Origin of the sequence: Azospirillum sp. A1-3 (assembly GCF_023806445.1) — a bacterium.
Taxonomy (GTDB): Bacteria; Pseudomonadota; Alphaproteobacteria; order Azospirillales; family Azospirillaceae; genus Azospirillum.
Map to the genome: position 1 here is coordinate 1,026,967 of NZ_JAMSLU010000001.1, position 23,718 is coordinate 1,050,684.

A 23,718-nucleotide genomic window follows, 5' to 3' on the forward strand; every position below is an offset into this window, starting at 1 on the left:
CCTCATTTTTCCGGGACGCATCAGGCGGAAAAGCCGATACCGACTCATCCGCTCAAAAAGGTTGGCTGGTACATCCAGAAGGAGTTTCTGCGGCGTTCGCACCACATCTGGTATGAATATTTTTCGTCAGCTGCATATTCTCCTGACTTAAGATTGTCACATAAGGCATATTCGCCCTGCCGCAAGTCAGCGCGCTCATAGCCAAGGCTAACCTGACCTCGCAGAAGTCTTGGACGCAAGTTGATGGGAACCAAAGGAGGCGTGTGGTAGCGCATCCTGAGGAAATCCACACCCGGCGGCGGAAAGGAGAACGCGATGACTACAGGTGATGCTGTGGTAATTGCGCTGATGATCGTCCAAATCTTGATCGCCTTACGGCGGTGATGATTTGACGGCATGAGCCAGGGAGAGGTCTTGAGGTATGACCTCTCCCACCCAATAAAATTGAGGCCCGCCGGTGGTAGACGGCGGGCCTCGGCGCGATCTGCCAGACGTTAGTCCGGCACAGGTGATGCCTTTTCTATATCTGCCATCTTGCACAGGTCTGCAAGTGCGTAATAGAGAGGCGATCTTTCTGCGTTCGCCCTCACTGCACCACGATGCGCGGCGCCGCGCGGCCGCCGGTGCCGCCGCCGATCTTCTCCCACAGTCGGTTGGCGATGCGGCGGTAGGCCTGGGCATGCTCGGAGTCGGGCTGCGACACCACGATCGGCTGGCCCTGGTCGGAGGTCTCGCGGATCGACAGGTGCAGCGGGATCTCGCCCAGGAACTCCATGCCGAGATCGTCGGCTTCCTTGCGGGCGCCGCCATGGCTGAAGATGTCGGTGCGGTGGCCGCAGTTGGGGCAGCAGAAATAGCTCATGTTCTCGATGATGCCCAAAACCGGCACATCGACGCGGCGGAACATGTTCAGGCCCTTGCGGGCGTCCAGCAGAGCGATGTCCTGCGGGGTGGAGACGATCACCGCGCCGGCCAGCGGAACCTGCTGGGCCATGGTCAGCTGCGCGTCGCCGGTGCCGGGCGGCATGTCCACGACCAGGATGTCGAGATTGCCCCAATTCACGTCGCGCAGCATCTGCTGCAGCGCGCTCATCACCATCGGACCGCGCCAGATCATCGGCGTGTCCTCGGCCACCAGGAAGCCCATGGACATCACCTTGACGCCGTAATTTTCCATCGGCTCCAGGCGCTTGCCGTCGGGGCTGTTGGGGCGGCCGGAGATGCCCATCATGCGCGGCATCGACGGGCCGTAGATATCGGCGTCGAGCAGCCCGACCTTCAGCCCGTTGGCGGCGAGAGCCAGCGCCAGATTGGCCGCGGTGGTCGATTTGCCGACGCCGCCCTTGCCCGATGCCACCGCGACGATTGCCTTCACGCCGGGGACCAGCGGCTTCTGCGGATCACCTTGCGGCGCACCGCCATGCGAATGCCCGTGCGAGTGGCCATGTCCGCCATGCGAATGCCCCTGCTGCGGCGCGGCCTGGGGCGCGGCGCGATGGGCGGTGAGCACCGCGGTGACAGACAGGACGCCGGGCAGGGCATCGACCGCCTTCTCCGCCGCGTGGCGCAGCGGTTCGGCCTGGGCGCCGCGTTTGGGGTCGACTTCGATGGAAAAAGCGACATGGCCGTCGCGCACCACGAGGCCCGACAACATGCCCAAACTGACGATGTCGCCGCCCCGGTCCGGGTCGATGACGGTCTTCAGCGCCTGCATGACTTGAGCTTCGCTGATCTGCGCCATGGTTGAAAACTCCGCTGTCTTCCCGATATTGGCGGATATCCGTTGGTGGAATCCTTGCCGAAGGGTATGGGGGACTATAGGACCGACGGATGAGATCGGTAAAGGGATGCGCGGGGCTTAAGCCGTTGCGCTTCCACATGATGGGACGAATCGCAGAGGGGGACGCAGTCGGATGCCGTGGAACAATCAAGGTGGGGGCGGTGGTGGCGGCCCCTGGGGTCCCCCGCCGGGCAACAACGGCCCGGGCAATCCGTGGGGGCGTCCCCAGGGCGGGGGAAATGGCGGCGGTGGCGGTGGCCCGCAGCCTCCCGACCTTGAGGATCTCCTGCGCCGCAGCCAGGATCGTCTGCGCCGCGCCATGCCCGGCGGCTTCGGCAGCGGCCGCGGCATCGCGCTCGTCGCCGGCGTGCTCGGCCTGATCTGGCTCGCCAGCGGCATCTACCGCGTCGAGGCGGACGAGCAGGGCGTGGTCATGCGCTTCGGCCAATGGACCCGCACCGAGCAGCCCGGCCTGCGCTATCGCCTGCCGTCGCCGATCGAGACGGTGCTGCTGCCCAAGGTGACGCGCGTCAACCGGATCGAGGTCGGTTACCGTTCCTCCGTCGGCGGCGGTCGCACCGACCGCGACGTGCCGGACGAGTCGCTGATGCTGACCGGCGACGAGAACATCATCGACATCGATTTCACGGTGTTCTGGGTCATCAAGGACGCCGGCAACTTCCTGTTCAAGATCCGCGAACCGGAAGTGACGGTGAAGAAGGCCGCCGAAAGCGCCATGCGCGAGGTCATCGGCCGCACCGACCTGCAGCCCGCCCTGACCGAGGCGCGCCAGCAGATCGAAACCTCGACCCGCCAGCTTCTCCAGACCATGCTGGACGAATATCAGTCGGGCATCGAGATCACCCAGGTCCAGCTGCAGAAGGCCGATCCGCCGCAGCCGGTCATCGACGCCTTCAACGATGTGCAGCGTGCCCGCGCCGACCGCGAACGCGCCCGCAACGAGGCGGAAGCCTACCGCAACGACATCATCCCGCGCGCCCGCGGCGAAGCGGAGCGGCTGGTGCAGGAGGCCTCGGCCTATCGCGAGCAGGTGGTCAGCCTGGCGCAGGGCGATGCCGAACGTTTCCGCAAGGTGTACGAGGCATATGCGCTGAACAAGGACGTCACCGCCAAGCGCATGTATCTGGAAACCATGGAAGAAATCTTCCGAGGCCGGAACAAGATCATCGTCGACGGATCGGCGCAGAACGTCGTGCCCTATCTGCCGCTGAACCAGTTGGCCCCACACGCGGTGCCCGCGCCGCAGCAGCAGGCGCCGCGCCAGGCACAGCCGAACCAGAGCGGCAGCCAGGGCGGCGCGCGGTCCGGCACGCAGACCCAGCCGCTGTCCTCGCTGTCGCAAAACCCGTCCCAGAATTCTTCAATGTCCGGCCAGTGAGGAGGATCGCATCATGAAACGCACCCTCGCCATCGCCGGCATCGCCATCGTCGCGCTCGGCATCGTCGCGTCGTCCTCGCTGTTCACCGTCAACGAGGCCCAGCAAGCGCTGGTTCTGCAGTTCGGCGAACCGCGCCGGGTGATCCGCGAACCGGGCCTGCAGGTGAAGATCCCCTTCATCCAGGAAGTCCGGCTGATCGACCGCCGCGTCCTCGACCTCGACCCGCCGGTGGAGCAGGTCATCCTGGCCGACCAGAAGCGGTTGGACGTCGACGCCTTCGCCCGCTACCGCATCCACGACCCGCTGCGCTTCTACCAGACCGCCGGGACCGAGGCGGTGGTCGAAACCCGCTTGAACTCGATCGTCAACTCTTCGCTGCGCCGCGTGCTCGGCAACGTCACGGTGCTGGCCGTCCTGTCGGACGAGCGTGCCCGCATCATGACCGACATCAAGCAGCAGGTGAACGACGAGGCCAAGCGCTTCGGCATCGAGATCGTCGACGTGCGCATCCGCCGCGCCGACCTGCCGGAAGAGACCAGCCAGTCGATCTTCGCCCGCATGCGCTCCGAACGCGAACGCGAAGCGGCGGAGGCCCGCGCCCAGGGTCAGGAACAGTCGCAGCAGATCAAGTCGCGCGCCGAACGCGAGCGCACGGTCATCATTGCGGAGGCCCAGCGCGACGCGCAGATCCTGCGCGGCGAAGGCGACAACACCGCGTTGAAGCTGATCGCCGAGGCGACGTCGCAGGACCCCGGCTTCTATGGCTTCTACCGGTCGCTTGAGGCCTACCGGAAGTCGCTGAACGGCAACGACACCACCATGGTGCTGTCGCCGAACGGAGAGTTCTTCCGCTACTTCAGCGGCCCGGGTCCGCAGGCGGGCGGTGGTCCGGCTGCCGCCGCTGCTCCGGCTCCGGCCCCCGCACCGCCCCCCGCGCCGGCGGAGTAAGTCCCCGCAACGCGGGATTGACGCGGTCTTGCGGCCGGGTCGGGTTCAACCCCGATCCGGCCGCAGGCATGTTCGGCATCCTGTATCCACGGCAGGCAGTCCGCAGCACTGGTTCAATGGAAATCCGAAGGCTTAAGATTTCCACTGGTGCCGACTGGACCGGCACGCCATCTTGCGGCCATACTCGTGGCCCAACACATATATGGCCCAGAACCGGGCGGCCGCTCCCGCCCACGGAATCGGCCGGACGTCTGGTAGGGAGAGCACGTTGATTCGCATACCCAACTTCGAACCCGCCACGCGCGGCGCCGTGGCCAAAGCCCGGCCTCGCAAGGCGGGCGTCCGGCCGCTGGTCGCCGCCATCGTCTGGGGCATGACTTCGGTCATGGCCGGCGGTGCCGTCATCGGCGCGCTGGCCGGTGCCGCACCCGCCCAGGCCCAGGCGGCCCAAGCCCAGGCGGCAACGCCGCCCCGCAATGCGCCCGGCAGCTTCGCCGACCTCGCGGAAAAGCTGCTGCCGGCGGTCGTCAACATCTCCACCAGCCAGAACGCGCCGCAGCGTCCGCAGGGCCAGCGGCCGGAGATTCCGCAATTCCCGCCGGGCTCGCCCTTCGAGGATTTCTTCAAGGACTTCTTCGACCGCCAGCAGCAGCAGGACCAGCCGCAACGCAAGGCGACCTCGCTGGGTTCCGGCTTCGTCATCGACGCCAAGAACGGCTATGTGGTCACCAACAACCACGTCGTTCAGGACGCCGACGAGATCACCGTCATCCTGCAGGACGACACCAACATCAAGGCGGAGCTGGTCGGCAAGGACAGCAAGACCGACCTCGCCCTGCTGAAGATCAAGACCAGCCACCCGCTGGTCGCCGTGCCCTTCGGCGACAGCGACGCCATGCGCGTCGGCGACTGGGTGCTGGCCATCGGCAACCCGTTCGGTCTGGGCGGGTCGGTCACCGCCGGCATCATCTCGGCGCGCCAGCGCAACATCGACGCCGGCCCGTATGACGATTTCCTGCAGACCGACGCCTCGATCAACCGCGGCAATTCCGGCGGCCCGATGTTCAACCTGAACGGCGAGGTCATCGGCATCAACACCGCCATCTTCTCGCCGTCGGGCGGGTCGGTCGGCATCGGCTTCGCCATTCCGTCCAACCTCGCCAAGCAGGTCGTGGCGCAGTTGAAGGAATATGGCAAGACCCGCCGCGGCTGGCTGGGTGTGCGCATCCAGGCGGTGACGCCGGAGATCGCCGAAAGCCTGGGGCTGCCCAACCACAAGGGTGCGCTGGTCGCCTCCGTCACGCCGGAAGGTCCCGCCGCCAAGGGCGGCATCCAGGCCGGCGACGTGGTGACCAAGTTCGACGGCAAGGAAATCGACGAGATGCGTCGCCTGCCGCGCGTCGTCGCCGAAACCAGCATCGACAAGGCCGTCCCGGTCGAGGTGTGGCGCAAGGGCAAGTCGCAGACCGTCCAGGTCAAGGTCGGCGAGTTGGAAGCCGCGGAGGAGCAAGGTCTGCTCGCCGCCGGTCCGGAAGACAAGCAGCAGCCGAAGGAAAAGGCTCCGGCCCAGAAGCCGACCGAATCGCTCGGCATGAAGCTGACCGCCATCACGCCGGAGCTGCGCCAGCAGTATGAGATCAAGCCCGACATGAAGGGCGTGGTCATCACCGATGTGGCCGGCAACTCCACCGCGGCGGAGAAGGGCCTGCGTGCCGGCGACGTCATCATCGAGGTCGGGCAGGAAGAGGTTCGCAAGCCTGAGGACGTGACCGCCAAGGTCCAGAAAGCCAAGGAGCAGAACAAGAAGTCCGTTCTGCTTCTGGTCGACCGCAAGGGCGATCTGCGCTTCGTGGCGATCCCGCTCAGCTGACCGGCTGCGGCGAAGGAACACGTGCGTCCAAAATGGGGCGTCGGCGGGAAACCGCCGGCGCCTTTTTTGTTGCGGCGGTGGGGAGAGGGGGCAGGGAGGCGGCTCAGCGGCCTATGTGCGGTCCAGCAGCATCGCCAGGGCCACGGCGCCGGCCACCAGCGCGCACAGGGTGCCGACGATGGCGAGGCTGCGCAGGAACTGGCGGAACTCGCCCTGCTTCCACGCACTGCGCCCCAGCAGCACCAGATAGCCCGCCATGGCGGCGACGATGATCTGCCAGCCCATCCCGTCCTCGTCCTGTGTCCGCCGGGCGGCGGAAGCCGGCAGAAATGCGCATGCGCGGCCCGGACCGGTCAAGCGGTACGACCATGGCCGCAGGCGCGACTATATCGAAAGTGTATCCTCTCCATTCGGGTTATCTGTTCGCATCACCACGTCGGCAGCTGCCGATGCAACTTCGTGTGAGAAAAATGTGCCCTTCCTCGCTTAAGAGACGCTGTCTTACGCAAATAAGTGGTGGTTAACAAAACAGTTAACGCCTTCGAGCGCGTCAATGTTCGCTACTGTGATATCTTTGGAACCGGCAATCTTGGAGAGGCTTTGCGCATATGCCCAATGCGTTCTTCTTTTAACTCCGGAGAGTGGTACCGTAGGACACGACACGGGGGTAACCTCCCCCTAAATAACGGCCTGCCGAAGCTATCCAGGGGTAATCGCCGAATCGCCAATGCGTCGGGACCTTCCTCTGTACAACGGCCTCCACCCTGGCCACGACGTCATGACGATCGACCAAAATTGCGGGAGCGGACGATGGACTCAGTGCGCGCTTTTCTAATCGACTCGAACAAGCTGTTTCGCGAGGGGCTGAAGCGCCTTCTCGATGATTCGCCCTTCCAGATCGTTGCCGAGGCGGGAAACCTGCGGGAGGCGCTGGGGTCGGTTGAAAGCGGCTTGCGGCCTCAGCTTGTCCTTCTGGATCTGCAGAATGGCGGCGACGAGGAAGCCGACGGGATGCGCCGTCTGCGCGCCCTGCTTCCGGAAACCCGCATGGTCATCCTGACCAGCGACCTGTGCACCCGCCGTCTTGCCAATGCGCTGGAGGCCGGTGCCGACGGCTACCTGATGAAGGATCTGTCGTCCGATGCGCTGGCCCAGTCGCTGAAGCTGGTGATGATGGGCGAGAAGGTGTTCCCGACCCATCTGGCGGCTCTGCTGATCTCTGGCCGCGTCAACGGCAACGGCACCGAAATGCCGGTGTCGCGCAAGGGCCTGTCGCAGCGCGAGGTTCAGATCCTGCGCTGCCTGCTGAACGGCGACAGCAACAAGATGATCGCCAACCACCTGAACATCACGGAAGCCACCGTGAAGGTTCACCTGAAGAGCCTGCTGCGCAAGATCAACGCTTCCAACCGCACCCAGGCCGCCATCTGGGCGCTGAACAACGGCATCGGCGGCGAGTTGGCCGGCGCCAACGTGGTCGCCGCGGCGGCGAACCAGTAACGATACACCCGTCCATTGCCCCCATCCCCACCTTGCCTGTCCGCAGGGAAGGTGGGATGTGGCCGTCATTGCATGACATGAATTGCCCGCCTGAATGAAGGCGGGCTTTTTCATGCGATTACATCATTGGATCGGAGTAACCGGGGATCAAACCGGCAGCCGGATCACCGCGCGCAGGCCGCCGTAGGGGCTGTCGTCCAGCGTGATGTCGCCGCCGTGGCTGCGCGCCACGTCACGCGCGATGGTCAGCCCCAGGCCGGACCCGCCGGTGTCGAGATTGCGGCTGCTGTCGACGCGGAAGAAGGGTTTGAACACATCGTCGCGCAGATAGGCGGGGATGCCGGGTCCGTCGTCGTCCACGGTGATCTCGATGATGCCGTCCTTCGGTTCGGCCTTGACCCAGGCGGTGCCGGCATGGCGGCCGGCATTGACCAGCAGGTTGGCGATGCAGCGGCGGACCGCATTCGGGCGCAGCGGCAGGATCAGCCCGTCGGGCGCGGTCAGCGTCACTTCGGTCCCGTCGCGCCGCGCGCCGGCGGCGACCTCGTTCAGCAGGCGGGTCAGGTCGGTCGGCTGCACCGCCTCCGTCCCCTCGCCGCGGGCGAAAGCGAGATAGCCTTCGATCATGGTTTCCATCTCGGCGACGTCGGCCTTCAGCTCCTCCACCTCCGGATCCAGATCGGGATCCTCGATCATGTCGAGCGCCAGCTTCATCCGGGTCAGCGGCGTGCGCAGATCGTGGCTGACACCGGCCAGCATCTCGGTGCGCTGGTTGATCTGGCGCTGGATGCGTTCGCGCATCAGCAGGAAGGCGGAGGCCGCCTGCCGCACCTCCGTCGCGCCCTCCATCTTGAAGTTGGAGACGTCGCGGCCCTTGCCGAGCGCGTCGGCGGCGATGGCCAGCCGCTTGATCGGCCGGATCTGGTTGCGCATGAACAGGATGGCGACGGCGAACAGCACGATGGCCGATCCGACCATCCACAGGATGAAGATATAGCTGGTCGGCGTGAACAGCCGGCGTTCCGGCGACATCACCGACAGCACGCCGTCGGCCATCTGCACCCGGATCTCGTACCATTCGTGGGCGACGCGGGTGTTGATGGTGAAGGGGCGGCCGACCCGTTCGTCCAGCGCCTTGCCCAGCGTGCGTTCCAGCAGGCCGCTCAGCTCCCGGCGCTTGTCCGGCAGGATCTGGTCCGGCTCCACCGTGACGATCAGGTCCGTCGTGCGGGCGGCGGTGGCCAGCGTCCAGTCGCGGCCGTCCTGCGACGGGTCGCGCTCCAGCATGGCGATGACGGTGGCGATATCGCCGGCGACCGCATAGGCCAGCCGGTTGGTCACCGTGTCCCAATGGCGGTCGTAGAAGATCCAGGTCGCCACCGCCTGGGCCAGGATCACCGGCGTGACGATGATCAGCAGCGACCTGCCGAACAGGGTGCGCGGCAGGAAGCGTTTCAGGAACGGCGTGCGACGCCGTCGTTCGGCGCGCCGCGCCGCCGCCCGGCCGGCCGCCGCGCCGTCGGCGCCGGCCCCTCCGCTGTCGGCCCGTCCGCTGCCGGCCGCCGTCACGGATCGGGCCTCAGCACATAGCCCTCGCCACGGACGGTGTGGAGATAGCGCGGCTCGCGCGGGTCGGCCTCGATCTTCCGGCGCAGGCGGGTCACCTGGACATCGACGGTACGGGCGTTGCCGGCGACCTTGCTGCGCTCCGTCAGTTCATCGCGCGTGAAGGTCACGCCGGGGGAGGCGGCGAGGATGCGCAGCAGGCTGGCCTCCGCCGTGGTCAGGCGGATCACCTCGTCGCCGTGGCGCAGCTCGTCGCGGTCGGGCAGGTAGATGAGGGGGCCGAGCCGCACTGGCGCCGCGGGCGGGGCTGCCGGTTCCGGCGGGCGCGTCGCCTGCCGGCGCAGGATGGAGTTGATGCGCAACAGCAGTTCGCGCGGATTGAAGGGCTTCGCGAGATAATCATCGGCCCCGGCCTCCAATCCGGCGATGCGGTCGTCCGGCTCGTCGCGGGCGGTCAGCAGCAGGATCGGCAGGTCGCGCTCGCGCCGCAGCGATTCGGTCAGCGACAGCCCCGACTCGCCCGGCATCATGATGTCGAGCACCAGCAGGTCGAAGGCGAGCCCGCCCAGTTGCGCCCGCGCGTCGGCGGCGTCGCGGGCCGTGCTGACAAGAAAGCCGTTTCCGGCGAGATACTTGCGCAGAAGTTCGCGCAGGCGGGTGTCGTCGTCGACGACCAGGATGTGGGGCTGATCTTCGGTCATGACGGGACTATAACGCGGCTCCCCGCAATCGACATAGGGGCGCCATGCGAGACATACCTTGGGTATGCATGGCGGGCAGGCGTGTAAGCGTTTGGCCGTTTCGACCTCGAACCGTGTTATCCTCCATATGTCCTCTACGAGGGCCGAGAGACACGAGGAGCGATCACGATGGCCGACCACCACAGGTCCAACGACCCCAGGGACCTGGACGCCCAAGACCTCGCCGACATGACCCGCGCCTTCCTCGCGAAGGGAGGGAACATCGTCCAATGCCCGCCGGGTGCCTCCGAAAACGTGGTTTACCGCAAGGGCGGCTTCCGCCGCCGCAATCCCAATGAGGCAAAGGCGGCGGCCGAAAAGCCGGCTGACGGTGCAACCCAGGGCGCAACCGAAGACAAGCCGGCGGAAACCCAATCCGCAGCGCCGGTGGAGACTACCGAATCGAAGGCCGGCTGATCCGGTCCAGCGTTTCCTGATTTAGCGTTTCACGGCAAGACGGGCAGGGGGAACGGGCGGTGCGAATTTCGCCCGGTCCTCCTCGTCCAGCATGCCCATCATCACCTTGCGGAATCCCTCCACCGCCTCGGCCCCCGCCATGCGATAGGCGCGGGCAATGCGCTGACGCTGGGTTTCCGACAGCTGGCGTTCCAGCTCGACACCCTTTTCCGTCAACTCCAGCAGCCGTTGCCGCCGGTCGCGGGCGCCGGTCTGCTGATCGATGAAGCCCTGGCGCACCAACTCGCCCAGCACGCGCGACAGACTCTGCTTGGTGATCTTCAGGATCGCCAGCAGTTCCGAAACGGTGATCTTGGGATAGCGGCCGACGAAGTAGATCACGCGGTGATGCGCGCGGCCGAAGCCGATCTCCGCCAGAATTTCGTCCGGTTCGGCGGTGAATTCGCGATAGGCGTAGAAAAGCAGCTCCATCCCGGTACGGAGTTCCTCCTCGCGGAGGAAGAGCTGGTTAACGCCTGCTTTCAGATCGGCCATGGCGACGCGGTTGGTTCAATTTGTTCTAATTAGGACAGCAACTCAGACATAAACAATCGTGCGCCCGGTTACAAGAACAAGCTCATTCCCGCAAACGGCTTTTCCCGCCGCCGCTCAGGCGCTGCCGATCAGGATGCCCGTGGCGAAAACCAGCAGCCCGCCGACCACCACCTGGAAGGCGGCGGACAGCAGCGGCGTGTCCATATAGCGGTTGCGAATCCAGGCGATGATGGCCAGTTCGACCACCACCACGCCAACGGCGATGGCGGTCGCCGTCCAGAAATGCGGGATCAGATAGGGCAGGGCGTGGCCCAGCCCGCCCAGCGTGGTCATCGCGCCGCAGACCAGCCCGCGCAGCCAGGGACTGCCGCGCCCGGTCAGCGACCCGTTATCGGACAGAGCCTCGGCGAATCCCATGGAGATGCCGGCGCCGATGGAGGCGGCCAGACCGACCAGAAAGGTCTCGTGACTGTCCTGGGTGGCGAAGGCGGCGGCGAACAGTGGGGCCAGGGTCGACACCGACCCGTCCATCAGCCCGGCCAGACCCGGCTGCACCACCTGCAGCAGGAACAGCCGGCGTTCCGATTCGTGTTCCTGCTCCCGAACCTCCGGTGAGACGTATTTCGCCTCCAGCCGTTCGGCCTTGGCCTCGTGCCGGCGCTCCTCCTCGGCCAGATCGCCCAGCAACTGGCGAACGGCTGCGTCCTGCGACCGCTGGGCGGCGCGGGTGTAGAAGCGCTTGGTCTCCGCCTCCATCAATTCGGCCTGCCGGCGCACGGTTTCGAGGCCCAGCGGCCGGCTCAGCCAGACCGGCTTGCGCTCCACGAATCCCTTCACGTCCTGGCGGCGGATCAGCGGGATGTGGTCGCCGAATCGCGCACGGAACAGCTCCAGCAGCCGGTGCCGGTGCCCGCTCTCCTCCGACGCCATGGCGCTGAACAGCTTGGCCGTGTCCGGGTAATTGTCGGTGAGGGCGTGGGCGAACTCGTCATAGATGCGGCTGTCCTCCTCCTCCAGCGCGATGGCGAGCGCCAGCAGCTCCTTTTCCGTCAGGTCCGAGAAGTTCTTCATGGGGGTCAGGCCTTCGCCGCGTCTGGATGGTGCGTTGCGAATGATGCTATTCCGCCTAGGAGCATCCGCAACATGGCACTTCGTCTGATGTGGCGTCGCCGGGGGGCTGATGGGCCTTCGCCGGGGGACTGCTACAAGATGTCTCTTATGGCTGCCGACGGCCGATGTGCCGGTCGGGTGAGTGGAATTTCCGCGGCGGGCTTGCTATGGGCTTGGGTCACGAGAGGCCAAGAACGTTCCACAAGTTCCCATATAAAGCCGAGACAAGAAGGAAACGACCATGATCGCCAACCGGAAGCTGATCGCCGGAAACTGGAAGATGAACGGGTTGAAGGCCGACGGGCTGGATCTCGCCTCCGACCTCGCCGGCCGGCTGAAGGGTGCCGGCCCGGTCGTTTTCGACATGCTGGTCTGCCCGCCCTTCCCGCTGCTGTTCCCGGTGGGAGAGGCGATTGCCGACAGCCCGCTGGCGCTGGGCGGCCAGGATTGCGCGCCGAAGACCTCCGGCGCCCATACCGGCGACGTGGCGCCGACCATGCTGAAGGATGCCGGCTGCCGCTTCGTCATCCTCGGCCATTCGGAGCGCCGCGCCGACCATGGCGAGAGCGATGCCGTGGTGAACGCCAAGGCGGTGGCCGCCCACAAAGAGGGCCTGGTCGCCATCATCTGCGTCGGCGAGACCGAGGCGCAGCGCGACGCCGGCCAGGCCAATGCCGTGGTGTCGGGCCAGCTCGCCGGCTCCATCCCGGCCGGCGCGACGGCCGAGAACACCGTCATCGCCTATGAGCCGGTCTGGGCCATCGGCACCGGCAAGACCGCGACTCCGGACGACGTGAAGGCGATGCACGCCCACATCCGCGCCGAGCTGGACGGCAAGATCGCCGAGTCCACGAAGGTCCGCATCCTCTATGGCGGTTCGGTCAAGCCGAACAACGCGGCGGAGCTGATGGCGGTGGAGAATGTCGACGGCGCGCTGGTCGGCGGCGCGGCCCTGAAGGCCGACGATTTCTGGGCCATCGCCACCGCCTGCCGCTGATACACCACGCTGGTGTCAGCCATGCCGCCAATGGATATGGCCTGGGTATTTTGGCGCTGGCATATCCCGCGGCGGCGCGGTACAAACAATGGGCGCGCGCCACGGGCCCTTAAGACGGCCTGTGGCGCGCTATTCGATTTTTGGGATGGGCGTGGGGTGAGCATCGCATGGAATCGGTGATTCTGGTTATTCACCTGCTGATCGCCGTCGGGCTGGTCGGCGTGATCCTGATCCAGCGGTCGGAAGGCGGCGGACTCGGCATCGGCGGCGGTACCATGGGCGGCATGATGAGCACCCGTGGCACGGCCAACCTGCTGACGCGGACCACCGGCATTCTGGCGGGCTGCTTCTTCGCGACCAGCATCGTGCTGGCGATCCTGGCCGGCGGCCATTCGCGTCCGGCGTCGATCATCGACACGCTGCCGGCCTCTCCGACGGCCCCGGCCCAGCCGGCGACCCCGGCCGCTCCGGCCCAACCCGCGCCGCCGGTGTCCCAGTAAAGGGACCATCCAGCGCACGGGTACGAAGCGGACAGCGAGGCGGCCTCCCCGAAGCCGCCTCTTTCTTTTGAGGGCCGACGACCGCGACGTGAGTTTCGGCGCCGACCCCTCGGGGACATGAAATATCCGCCCCCTATGGGGACAGGAAACATGCGTCCCCTCCGGGGACATGGAACAGCTCTCAAGCTCTTCGGACGGACATGACTCGCTACATCTTCATCACCGGTGGCGTCGTTTCTTCGCTGGGCAAAGGTCTGGCATCGGCGGCGCTTGGGGCGCTTCTCCAGGCGCGCGGCTACAAGGTGCGGCTGCGCAAGCTGGATCCGTATCTGAACGTCGATCCCGGCACGATGAGCCCCTATCAGCACGGCGAGGTCTTCGTGACCGACGACGGGGCTGAGACGGACCTGGATCTCGGCCATTACGAGCGCTTCACCGGCGTGTCGGCCCGCAAGGGCGACAACATCACCACCGGCCGCATCTACTCCACCGTGATCGCGAAGGAGCGTCGCGGCGATTACCTGGGCGGCACCGTCCAGGTCATTCCGCACATCACCGACGAGATCAAGGAGTTCATCCGCGCCGACGCCACCGATGAGGACTTCATCCTGATCGAGATCGGCGGCACGGTGGGCGATATCGAGTCGCTGCCCTTCCTGGAGGCGATCCGCCAGTTCGGCAACGAGGTCGGGCAGGAGAATGTCCTCTACATCCACCTGACCCTGCTGCCCTACATCCCGACGGCCGGCGAGCTGAAGACCAAGCCGACCCAGCATTCGGTGAAGGAACTGCTGAGCGTCGGCATCCAGGCCAACATCCTGCTGTGCCGCGCCGATCGTCCGATTCCGGAGAACGAGCGCAAGAAGATCGCGCTGTTCTGCAACATCCGTCCGGAGCGGGTGATCGCGGCGCTGGACGTCGATTCGATCTATCAGGTGCCGATCAGCTACCACGAGGAAGGCTTCGACACCCAGGTCCTGAGCTATTTCGGCCTGCCGGTCGACAAGGAGCCGGACCTGTCGCGCTGGACCCGCATCATGGAGCGGGTGCGCAAGCCGCAGGGCGAGGTTACCATCGCGGTGGTCGGCAAGTACATCAGCCTGCTCGACAGCTACAAGTCGCTGGCCGAGGCGCTGACCCACGGCGGCATCGCCAACAACGTCAAGGTCAACCTCGACTGGATCGATTCGGAGATCTTCGAGGATGACGACGCGGCGGTGAAGCGGCTGGAGAATGTCCACGGCATCCTGGTGCCGGGCGGCTTCGGTTCGCGCGGGACGGAAGGCAAGATCCGGGCGGCCCAATTCGCGCGTGAGCGCAAGGTGCCGTACTTCGGCATCTGCTTCGGCATGCAGATGGCGGTGATCGAAGCCGCCCGCAACATGGCGAAGATCGAGGATGCCGGCTCCACCGAGCTGGGCAAGCCGGGCAATCCGGTCGTCGGCCTGATGACGGAGTGGATGCGCGGCAACACGCTGGAGCGGCGTGCCGAGGTCGGCGATCTGGGCGGCACCATGCGGCTCGGCGCCTATCCCGCCAAGCTGCTGGAGGGCAGCAAGGTCGCCGAGGTCTATGGCACCACCGACATCTCCGAACGTCACCGTCACCGCTATGAGGTGAACGTGTACTACAAGGAGCGTCTGGAGCGCTGCGGCATGAAGTTCAGCGGTCTGTCGCCGGACGGGGAACTGCCGGAGATCGTCGAGATCCCCGACCATCCCTGGTTCATCGGCGTGCAGTTCCACCCGGAACTGAAGTCCAAGCCGTTCGAGCCGCACCCGCTGTTCACCGCCTTCATCAAGGCGGCCATCGATCAGAGCCGGTTGGTCTGACGGTTTCTTAAGCCACATTTTCAGGCCTGAAAACGCCCCGCCCCCAAAGGCGGGGCGTTTTCACGTCCGGCACTTTCCCTATACGTCAGCTTCCTTGCGCCCCCGAAAACCTTGTGCGACGATCCGCGGAAAATCGCATAACCAAGCAATCGGATCGGGGAGTGACCATGAATCGCGTCAGGATCGCTGCGCTCGCCACCTGCCTGACCGCGCTCGCCGCGGTCCCGGCCGTCGCGGCGGACTATTCCTCCACCATCTTCTTCGGCGACAGCCTGACCGACAGCGGGGCGTTCCAGTCGCTGCTGCCGTTCGGCGGCAAGTTCACCACCAATCCGGGGCCGGTGTGGGCGGAGAACCTTGCCGGCGCGCTCGGTACCTCCGCCACCACGGCGGCGCGGGGCGGCACCGACTATGCGGTTGGCGGTGCGCGGGTGAACACCTCCATCGGCGTCCCGGCGACCGGCCCGACGGCCTTGGCGCCCAGCGTGGCGACGCAGGTCTCCGGCTATCTCGCCTCCACCGGCGGACGGGCCGATCCGAACGCGCTCTACACGGTCTGGGGAGGCGCCAACGATATCTTCGCCGCGCTCAGCAATCCGGCGACCGCCCAGGCGACGGTGACGCAGGCGGCCGGCGATCTGGTGACTCAGGTGGCGCGGCTGCGCGCCGCCGGGGCGCGCACCATCCTGGTGCCGACGGTGCCGGACATCGGATCGACCCCGTTCGGGCAGGCGCAGGGCGCGACGGCGGCGGCGCAGATCACGCAGCTGGTCAGCGGCTACAACCAGCTGGTCACGCTGGGACTGGCGAATGCTGGCGTCTCGGTCATTCCGATCGACACCTATTCGCTGCTGCGGGCTGCGGTGGCGAATCCGGCCTCCTTCGGCTTCGCCAATGCGACCGGCACCGCCTGCACCACCAGCAGCTCACTGCTCTGCACCTCCGCCTCGCTGGTGGCGCCGAACGCCGCGGAGAGCTACCTGTTCGCCGACGGTGTCCACCCGACCACGGCCGGTCATCGCGCGGTGTCGGACTTCGTGCTGAACGCGCTGACCGCCCCCGGCAATGTGGCGCAGCTTGCCGAATCGCCGATCCACACCCGCGACCGGCTGACCGCCACCATCCTCGCCCAGGCGGCAACCAGCCTGTGGAGCCGCAAGCCGGGCACGACCGGCGCCTGGGTCAGCGGCGGAGTCGGCCGGCTGACCAGCGACCGCACCGGCGATCCCGGCATCGGCGAACAGACGGAGGTGCGCGGCACGCCGCTGTCTGTCAGCGTCGGCATCGACAAGCGCTTCACCGAAAACCTGCTGCTCGGCGTGGCCGGCACGGCGTCGCATTACCGCGGCAGCTTCTCCACCGGCGGCGATTACAAGCAGCGGGAGTATGTGCTGAGCGGCTACGGCATCTATCGCATGGGCGGCGCCTTTGTGAACGGCGTCGGGTCCATCGGCTTCGCCGATTACGACCTGCGGCGCGGCGTGACCATCAATGGCACTGACCATTCCACCGTCGGCAGCACCGAGGGCATCAACGCCTCCATCGGTGCCGAGGGCGGCTATGAGTTCATGACCGGCGGGCTGACCCATGGCCCGGTGCTGGGCCTGCGCTACCAGCATGTCGAGGTCGAGGGCTTCAGCGAGGACAGCAGCCTGTTCGGCTTCACCTACCGCTCGCAGACCCGCAATTCGCTGGTCGGTAGCGTCGGCTATCAGGCGGCCTATGATTTCGGCAGCGTCCTGCCCTACGCCAAGGTGACGCTGAACCGGGAGTTCAAGGACGACCAGCGCAGCATCACGGTGGAAAGCCGCAGCATCTCCACGCTCGCCTACGATGTAGCGGTGGCGAAGCCCGACCGCAGCTATGTCGATCTGACGGCCGGCGCCTCCTTCAAGCTGGCGGAGTCGGTCACCGGCACGCTCGGCCTGAATGCGCGGGTGGGTGAGGAGAACCGCCGCGATTACGGCGGCTTTGTCGGCGTCAGCGTCGGTTTCTGACGAAAGGCGGGGTGACCGGGGGCAAGTCCGCTCCATATCAGGGGCGGATTTGTCAACGGGAGGAAAACAAAGCCATGTCCGAGGTGATGATCGATGCCGCCGATGGCGGCCGCTTTTCGGCTTATGTCGCCAAGCCCAAGGTGACGCCCGCCGGCGGTCTGGTGGTGATCCAGGAAATCTTCGGCGTCAACGCGGTGATGCGCGAGCAATGCGACTGGTATGCCTCGCAAGGATTCCTGGCCGTGTGCCCCGACCTGTTCTGGCGCCAGCAGCCGGGCGTGCAGCTGACCGACAAGACGCAGGAGGAGTGGAACAAGGCCTTCGCCCTGATGAACGGCATGGATCAGGACAAGGCGGTGGAGGACCTGAAGGCGGCGCTGGCCTGGGTGCGCGGGCAGGATGGATGCACCGGCAAGGCCGGCAGCGTCGGCTACTGCCTGGGCGGCCGGCTGGCCTTCATGATGGCGACGCGGTCGGACGCCGACGCCAATGTCGGCTATTACGGCGTCGGGCTGGAAGGCCTGCTGGGCGAGGTGGGTAAGATCTCCAAGCCGTTGCTTCTGCACATCGCGGAAAACGACAAGTTCTCCAGCCCCGACAAGCGCGACGCGGTGGTGGCCGGGGTGAAGGACAACAGGTGGGTGACCGCCAAGGTCTATCCCGGCATGGACCACGCCTTCGCCCGGCCGGGCGGCGAGCATTACGACCAGGACGCGGCCGACGAGGCCAACCGGCTGACGGTGGAGTTCTTCCGCACGCATCTGGGGTGAGGGTGATCGATTTCTGAGGTGCTTTTGCCCCCTCCCTAACCCTCCCCCGCTTTGCGGGAGAGGGAACTCCGCCGCTCATGCGCTCAGCTCCCTCTCCCGCAAAGCGGGGGAGGGTCGGGGAGGGGGCATTCGGCAGGCGCCTAAGTGGCTTGCAGCGCGCACCGCCGCCCGCCATTGACCATCCCCCCATTTAATGGGATGCAAAGGCCCACTGGCGCCCTCTCGCCCGTTTTGTTTTGGAGCACTCCGATGACCACGCCGCGCCCTGTCCAGATCGGCGACCTGACCGTTGCCAACGACCGTCCCTTCGTCCTGATCGCCGGCCCCTGCCAGATGGAAAGCCGCGACCATGCGATGGAGACTGCGTCTGCCCTGGTGGAGATGACCAAGGCGCTGGGCATGGGGCTGATCTACAAGTCGAGCTTCGACAAGGCCAACCGCACCTCGATCACCACCGCGCGCGGCCTGGGTATGGACAAGGCGCTGCCGATCTTCGCGGAAATCCGCGAGCGCTTCGGCTGCCCGGTCATCACCGACGTGCATGAATCGACCCAGTGCGCCCCCGTCGCCGAGGCGGTGGACGTGCTGCAGATCCCGGCCTTCCTCTGCCGCCAGACCGACCTGCTGATCGCCGCCGCAGAAACCGGCCGCGCGGTGAACGTCAAGAAGGGCCAGTTCCTGGCGCCGTGGGACATGAAGAACGTCGCCGCCAAGCTGGTCGCCTCCGGCAATGAGCGCGTCCTGCTGTGCGAGCGCGGCGCCAGCTTCGGCTACAACACGCTGGTGTCGGACATGCGTTCCCTGCCGATCATGGCGGAGACCGGCTTCCCGGTGGTGTTCGACGCCACCCATTCCGTCCAGCAGCCGGGCGGGCAGGGCACCACGTCGGGGGGGCAGCGCGAGTTCGTGCCGGTTCTGGCCCGTGCCGCCATCGCGGTCGGCGTCGCCGCCGTCTTCATGGAGACGCACGAGAACCCCGATTGCGCCCCCAGCGATGGCCCGAACATGGTCCCGCTGAAGGACATGCCGGCCCTGCTGGCGAAGCTCCAGGCCTTCGACCGTCTGGCGAAGTCCTAAAAACGTGTAACTTGGAACGGGCCGGTTCAGCCTTCGGGGACAGTCATGATGGTCGGTCGGAGTTTTCGGGGTGCAGTCGTGGCGCTCCTGCTGCTGGTGGTCGCCTTCCCGGCGATGGCGCTGGAAAGCTTTCAGAAATCCAAGCTGACCGTCGAAACGTCGGGCGGCGGCAAGTTCCGCTTCGACGTCGAACTGGCGCTGACGCCCGGCCAGCAGGCCCAGGGTCTGATGTTCCGCCAGTCGATGCCGGCCGATGCCGGGATGTTGTTCGTCTACGACCGGGTGCAGCCGGCCAGCTTCTGGATGAAGAACACGCTGATCCCGCTCGACATGCTGTTCATCGCCGCCGACGGCCGCATCGTGAACATCCACGAGCGCGCGGTGCCGGAATCGCTGGACTCGGTCAATTCCGACGGTCCGGTGAAGGCGATCCTGGAGTTGAACGGCGGCATGGCCTCGCGGCTGGGCATCCGTCCCGGCGACCGCGTGGTATCTCCCGACATCGCCAAGCCCTGAGCGGATAGATGATCCGCCGCCCATGACTTTCGCGTAAACTCTCCCAGATCAATCGCGCGGGGCTTGAGCGGCGCGGAGGGCTGGGATGGCCAAGGGAGCAAGCGGCCGGGCGGCGATTTTCCTCGGACTGGCGCTCAGCGCCGCGGCCGGCCTGTCCGCCTATGTCGTGCTGGCGCGGGCGGAACCGGGGCCGGCCTACCGGCTGGCGCGGGTCGAACAGGGCCCGCTGGTCAGCGCCATCACCGCCACCGGCACCATGAGCGCCCTGGTGACGGTGGAAGTCAGTTCCCAACTCTCCGGCCAGATCGCCGAACTGTATGCCGATTTCAACAGCCGGGTCACCAGCGGCCAGATCCTCGCCCGGCTGAACGGCGACCAACTGGCCGCCCGGCTGGCCCAGGCCGGCGCCGATGTCGATTCCGCCAAGGCATCTCTGATCCAGCAGCAGGCGCTGCACGACAAGGCGCGGGCCGATCTCGCCAGCGCCAAGGCCAGCGTCGCCAATGCCGACGCCCAGATCGTCCGTGCCGATCTCGCCCAGCGTGACGCGGAGCGCGACCTGCGGCGCCGACGCGACCTGCAGGGACGCGGCGTCGTCGCCGCCGCCGATCTGGAGAAAGCGGAAACCGCGGCGCACAGCGCGCAGGCCCAATTGATCGCCGCCCGTGCGCAGAGGCGGCAAGCCGAAGCGGCGGAGGCGTCGGCCGATGCCTCGCTGGCGGTCGCCGCCGCCCAGGTGGAGGTCGCCCGCGCCCAGGTCGCCCAGCGCGAGGCGGCCCTGCAACTGGTCCGCGTCGACCTCAACCGCTCCGTCATCCGCTCCCCCATCGATGGGGTGGTGGTGAACCGGGCGGTCAGCACCGGCCAGACGGTGGCGGCCAGCCTGTCGGCGCCCACCCTGTTCACCATCGCCCAGGATCTGCGTCAGATGGAGGTTCTCGCCAACATCGACGAGGCCGACATCGGTCGGGTGCGCGAAGGCATGCCAGTGCGCTTCACCGTCAACGCCTTCCCCGGCGACAGCTTCACCGGCCGGGTGGCGCAGGTGCGGCTGGCGCCGAAGGAGGACATGACGGTCGTCACCTACATCGTCGTCATCACGGTGGAGAATCCGGAGCTGCGGCTGCTGCCAGGCATGACCGCCAACCTGCGCATCACGGTGGACGAGCGGCCGTCCGCGCTGAAGCTGCCCAACGCCGCCCTGCGCTTCCGCCCGCCGGGAGCCGAGGCCTCGACCGATGCGCCGACGCCGACCACCGGCGGTCCCAATGGCGGGCGCGGCGCCGCGGCGCTGGAGGCGACGGCCAGGCGGGTGATTGACGGGCTGAAGTTGGACGAGACGAGACGCCGCGACATCACCACCCTGGTGGCGGAGGCGCGCGACCGCTTCGCCGCTCTGGACGCCGAGGGCGGCGACCCCGAACGCCGCCGGGTGGAGGCGAACGCCATCCGCACCGCGACCCTGGAGCGAATCGCCGGGCTGCTCGACCCGGAACAGCGCGACCGCTTCGAGGCTCTGGTGGTCCCCGGGCGGGCGGTGGAGGCGATGCGGACGGTCTGGGTGCCCGGCCCCGGCAATGGCAGCGCGGTCGGCATAGCAGTGCGGCTCGGCATTGGCGACGGCAGCTATACCGAGGTGGTGTCGGGCGACCTGCGGGCCGGGCAGGAGGTCATCACCGGCATCCTGGTCCCCGACCGCGACAGCCGCCGGGGGCCGCGCCTTGGCTTCTGACCCAACGGCACCCGAACCCCTGATCGCTGTCGAACGCCTCAGCCGCCGCTATCGCATGGGGCCGCAGACCGTCCACGCGCTGGACGACGTGACCGTCACCATCCGCCGGGGCGAGTTCGTGGCAGTGATGGGGCCGTCGGGATCCGGCAAATCCACCTTCATGAACCTGCTGGGTTGCTTGGACCGCCCCGATGCCGGACGGTACCGTCTGGACGGGCAGGCGGTCGCCGGCCTGTCCTCCGACGCGCTGGCGGCGGTGCGGAACCGCAGCATCGGATTCGTCTTCCAGTCCTTCAACCTGCTGCCGCGCCAGACCGCGCTCGACAACGTCATGCTGCCGATGGTCTATGCCGGCGTCGGCCATGCCCAGCGGGTCGAGCGGGCGCTGGCGGCGCTCGATTCGGTGGGGTTGCGGGAACGGGCAAGGCACCGGCCGACCCAGCTTTCCGGCGGGCAGCAGCAGCGGGTCGCCATCGCCCGCGCCCTGGTCAACGATCCGCTGTTGCTGCTTGCCGACGAACCCACCGGCGCGCTCGACACTGCCACCAGCCTGGAGATCATCGGCCTTTTCCAGCGGCTGAACCGCCGCGGCATCACCATCGTGCTGGTGACGCACGAGCCGGAGGTGGCACGCTTTGCCGCCCGCGTCCTGCAGTTCCGCGATGGCCGCCTGATCGACGATCTGCGTCAGGAACCGGAGGTCGCGGCATGACCGCCTGGGACGCATTGCGCGCGGCGCTCGAGTCCCTGCGGGCGAACCCGCTACGCAGCGCGCTGACCATGCTGGGTATCGTCATCGGCGTGGCGGCGGTGATCGCCATGGTCGCGGTGGGAGCCGGCGCCCGCGATCAGGTGCTGCGCCAGATCGCCAGCCTTGGCACCAACCTGATCCTGGTGGGGCAGGGCAGCATCGTCCGCAGCGGCGTGAAGCTGGGGGCCGGCACCGCATCCTCTTTGACGGAGGACGATGCGCTGGCGGTGCTGTCGGAGATCCCCGGCGTGGTGGTGACCGCGCCGTCGGTGCGCTGGGGCCTGCAGATCGTCGCCGGCAACCAGAACTGGGGGACGATTCTGTTCGGCATCACGCCGGATTACATGGACGCCCGCGACTGGACCATCGCGCTGGGACGCGGCCTGTCGGACGAGGATGTTGCGCAGGCGAACAAGGTCGTGGTCCTCGGTCAGACGGTGGTGCGCAACCTGTTCGGCGGCGGCGATCCCATCGGAGAGCCGGTGCGGCTGTTTTCCACCCCGCTGACCGTCGTCGGTGTTCTGGCGGAGAAGGGGCAGAACACGCAGGGCCAGGACCAGGACGACGTCATCTTCGTGCCGCTGTCCACCGCCAAGCGCAACATCCCGGGCATGGCGAAGAGCAACCCGCGCTTCATCCATAGCATGGCGGTGAAGATGCGGGACGGCGCCGACATGGCGGAGGCGCAGGCGCAGATCCGCGACCTGCTGCGGCAGCGCCACCGGCTGATCCCCGGCCAGGACGACGATTTCTGGATGCGCGACCTGTCGGAGGTGTCGGCGACCCGCGACGCGTCCTCCCGCGCCCTGTCTTTCCTGCTGGCCGCCGTGGCTGCGGTCTCGCTGCTGGTCGGCGGCATCGGCATCATGAACATCATGTTGGTGTCGGTGACCGAACGGACGCGGGAGATCGGGCTGAGGCTCGCCATCGGGGCGCGGCGGCGCGACATTCTGGTGCAGTTCCTGATCGAGTCGATCACCCTGTCGCTGATCGGGGCCGCGGTCGGGGTGGCGCTGGGCATCGGAACCGCCGTGGCGGTCGCGGCGCTGGCCGGCTGGCCGACGCTGATCCGGATCGACTCGATCGTGCTTGCGGTGGTGGTCAGCGGGCTGGTCGGCGTCTTCTTCGGCCTTTACCCGGCGCGGCGCGCCGCCGGCCTCAACCCCATCGAGGCGCTGCGGCACGAATAGCGGCGAAATCGGCCTCCGCATCGCCCTCCAGCACGACAAGCCCCGCATCGCTGCGGGCCAGCCACAGCGCCAGCCGCCCGACCCACGCCACCTCGCGCGCTATGGCGAGCAGTGACGGCTGCCGTTCAGCCATCACACGGGCCAGAGCCAGGGCCGAGGTTGCAGCATGGCGCTTGGCGAGGTCGATCTGCCCGACGGCCGGGTTCAGCGCCGCGCGCAGCGGTCCCCCGCCCATCGGTGCCACCACATCCACCGCAACGCCGGCGCGCAGCAATCGATGGGCGAGATCGACCGCCGAGCGGCGGTCCGGCCGGTCCTTGAGGTCGGGCAAAAACAGGGCGACGGCAAACGGGGCGGGGGTGAGCGATGGCAACGAAACGGATCCGGAACGGTGTTGGAGACAGGCTGTTGAGCGACCGAACGCCGCACCAAATGCCCAAGGCGGCAGGCTGGATGGAAAAGTCCGCAAAAGCGGTGCGCCGTCCGCTTGC

At 67.0% G+C, this 23,718-nt stretch carries 22 protein-coding genes; 15 read left to right on the forward strand and 7 right to left on the reverse strand.

The window, feature by feature from the left end; genetic code table 11:
- Positions 1-586 precede the first annotated feature (586 nt).
- The gene (gene apbC / locus M5E06_RS04910; RefSeq protein WP_109154112.1) at positions 587-1,741 is read right to left on the reverse strand and encodes an iron-sulfur cluster carrier protein ApbC; all 1,155 of its coding nucleotides are present in this window, start codon (positions 1,739-1,741) and stop codon (positions 587-589) included.
- Positions 1,742-1,913: 172 nt separating this feature from the next.
- On the opposite strand from apbC, the gene hflK reads away from it, so the two are divergent.
- The 3 genes from hflK (at position 1,914) to M5E06_RS04925 (ending at position 5,998) form a co-directional block, all read left to right on the forward strand.
- Positions 1,914-3,179 (forward strand): FtsH protease activity modulator HflK, encoded by a 1,266-nt coding sequence (hflK, locus tag M5E06_RS04915; protein ID WP_252137358.1) that lies wholly within the window; start codon positions 1,914-1,916, stop codon positions 3,177-3,179.
- Positions 3,180-3,192: 13 nt separating this feature from the next.
- Entirely contained in the window at positions 3,193-4,128 is a 936-nt protein-coding gene (gene hflC, locus M5E06_RS04920) for a protease modulator HflC (RefSeq protein ID WP_252137359.1), read from the forward strand.
- A 373-nt stretch (positions 4,129-4,501) separates the two neighbouring features.
- On the forward strand, positions 4,502-5,998 hold the full coding sequence (locus tag M5E06_RS04925; RefSeq protein ID WP_502801971.1) for a DegQ family serine endoprotease: 1,497 nt from the start codon (positions 4,502-4,504) through the stop codon (positions 5,996-5,998).
- Positions 5,999-6,109: 111 nt separating this feature from the next.
- Here M5E06_RS04925 and M5E06_RS04930 read toward each other — a convergent pair whose 3' ends face one another.
- Positions 6,110-6,283: a hypothetical protein gene (locus M5E06_RS04930; RefSeq protein WP_252137361.1), complete on the reverse strand. Its 174-nt coding sequence runs from the start codon at positions 6,281-6,283 to the stop codon at positions 6,110-6,112.
- A gap of 525 nt (positions 6,284-6,808) precedes the next feature.
- Between M5E06_RS04930 and M5E06_RS04935 the strand changes: the two genes are divergently transcribed.
- Complete coding sequence (locus tag M5E06_RS04935) at positions 6,809-7,498, forward strand: LuxR C-terminal-related transcriptional regulator (protein ID WP_085089312.1); 690 nt, start codon at positions 6,809-6,811, stop codon at positions 7,496-7,498.
- A 147-nt stretch (positions 7,499-7,645) separates the two neighbouring features.
- Here M5E06_RS04935 and M5E06_RS04940 read toward each other — a convergent pair whose 3' ends face one another.
- Together M5E06_RS04940 and M5E06_RS04945 are read right to left on the reverse strand one after the other, a co-directional pair.
- Positions 7,646-9,067, reverse strand: coding sequence for an ATP-binding protein (locus M5E06_RS04940; RefSeq protein ID WP_252137362.1), 1,422 nt, complete (start codon positions 9,065-9,067; stop codon positions 7,646-7,648).
- A complete protein-coding gene (locus M5E06_RS04945; RefSeq protein WP_136705556.1) occupies positions 9,064-9,765 on the reverse strand; it encodes a response regulator in 702 nt (233 codons plus the stop codon). Before M5E06_RS04945 ends, M5E06_RS04940 begins: the two co-directional genes overlap by 4 nt.
- A 228-nt stretch (positions 9,766-9,993) precedes the next feature.
- On the opposite strand from M5E06_RS04945, the gene M5E06_RS04950 reads away from it, so the two are divergent.
- The gene (locus tag M5E06_RS04950) at positions 9,994-10,221 is read left to right on the forward strand and encodes a hypothetical protein (RefSeq protein ID WP_252137363.1); all 228 of its coding nucleotides are present in this window, start codon (positions 9,994-9,996) and stop codon (positions 10,219-10,221) included.
- A gap of 21 nt (positions 10,222-10,242) precedes the next feature.
- On the opposite strand, the gene M5E06_RS04955 is transcribed toward M5E06_RS04950, so the two are convergent.
- On the reverse strand, positions 10,243-10,755 hold the full coding sequence (locus M5E06_RS04955; protein WP_098739700.1) for a MarR family winged helix-turn-helix transcriptional regulator: 513 nt from the start codon (positions 10,753-10,755) through the stop codon (positions 10,243-10,245).
- Between the two features lie 114 nt (positions 10,756-10,869).
- The gene (gene mbfA, locus M5E06_RS04960) at positions 10,870-11,826 is read right to left on the reverse strand and encodes an iron exporter MbfA (protein WP_252137364.1); all 957 of its coding nucleotides are present in this window, start codon (positions 11,824-11,826) and stop codon (positions 10,870-10,872) included.
- A 280-nt stretch (positions 11,827-12,106) separates the two neighbouring features.
- Between mbfA and tpiA the strand changes: the two genes are divergently transcribed.
- The 10 genes from tpiA (at position 12,107) to M5E06_RS05010 (ending at position 23,227) form a co-directional block, all read left to right on the forward strand.
- Positions 12,107-12,862 (forward strand): triose-phosphate isomerase, encoded by a 756-nt coding sequence (gene tpiA, locus M5E06_RS04965; protein WP_252137365.1) that lies wholly within the window; start codon positions 12,107-12,109, stop codon positions 12,860-12,862.
- Between the two features lie 167 nt (positions 12,863-13,029).
- A complete protein-coding gene (gene secG, locus M5E06_RS04970) occupies positions 13,030-13,362 on the forward strand; it encodes a preprotein translocase subunit SecG (protein WP_109154550.1) in 333 nt (110 codons plus the stop codon).
- A gap of 200 nt (positions 13,363-13,562) precedes the next feature.
- Positions 13,563-15,194: a CTP synthase gene (gene pyrG, locus M5E06_RS04975; protein ID WP_252137366.1), complete on the forward strand. Its 1,632-nt coding sequence runs from the start codon at positions 13,563-13,565 to the stop codon at positions 15,192-15,194.
- 167 nt (positions 15,195-15,361) lie between these two features.
- Positions 15,362-17,191 (forward strand): autotransporter domain-containing protein, encoded by a 1,830-nt coding sequence (locus tag M5E06_RS04980; protein ID WP_252137367.1) that lies wholly within the window; start codon positions 15,362-15,364, stop codon positions 17,189-17,191.
- Between the two features lie 74 nt (positions 17,192-17,265).
- The gene (locus tag M5E06_RS04985; protein ID WP_252137368.1) at positions 17,266-17,961 is read left to right on the forward strand and encodes a dienelactone hydrolase family protein; all 696 of its coding nucleotides are present in this window, start codon (positions 17,266-17,268) and stop codon (positions 17,959-17,961) included.
- Positions 17,962-18,210: 249 nt separating this feature from the next.
- Positions 18,211-19,038, forward strand: coding sequence for a 3-deoxy-8-phosphooctulonate synthase (gene kdsA, locus M5E06_RS04990; RefSeq protein WP_252137369.1), 828 nt, complete (start codon positions 18,211-18,213; stop codon positions 19,036-19,038).
- 78 nt (positions 19,039-19,116) lie between these two features.
- Positions 19,117-19,554 carry a DUF192 domain-containing protein gene (locus M5E06_RS04995; RefSeq protein WP_252137370.1) on the forward strand — a complete coding sequence of 146 codons (438 nt, stop codon included), beginning with the start codon at positions 19,117-19,119 and terminating at the stop codon, positions 19,552-19,554.
- 85 nt (positions 19,555-19,639) lie between these two features.
- Positions 19,640-21,286, forward strand: coding sequence for an efflux RND transporter periplasmic adaptor subunit (locus M5E06_RS05000; protein WP_252137371.1), 1,647 nt, complete (start codon positions 19,640-19,642; stop codon positions 21,284-21,286).
- Positions 21,276-21,998: an ABC transporter ATP-binding protein gene (locus M5E06_RS05005; RefSeq protein WP_286208618.1), complete on the forward strand. Its 723-nt coding sequence runs from the start codon at positions 21,276-21,278 to the stop codon at positions 21,996-21,998. The genes M5E06_RS05000 and M5E06_RS05005 overlap by 11 nt, the downstream gene beginning before the upstream one ends.
- Positions 21,995-23,227, forward strand: coding sequence for an ABC transporter permease (locus tag M5E06_RS05010; protein WP_252137372.1), 1,233 nt, complete (start codon positions 21,995-21,997; stop codon positions 23,225-23,227). The genes M5E06_RS05005 and M5E06_RS05010 overlap by 4 nt, the downstream gene beginning before the upstream one ends.
- Here the strand turns inward: M5E06_RS05010 and M5E06_RS05015 are convergent.
- Positions 23,196-23,600, reverse strand: a complete 405-nt coding sequence (locus M5E06_RS05015; protein WP_252137373.1) for a hypothetical protein — start codon at positions 23,598-23,600, stop codon at positions 23,196-23,198. The genes M5E06_RS05010 and M5E06_RS05015 overlap by 32 nt on opposite strands.
- Positions 23,601-23,718 lie beyond the last annotated feature (118 nt).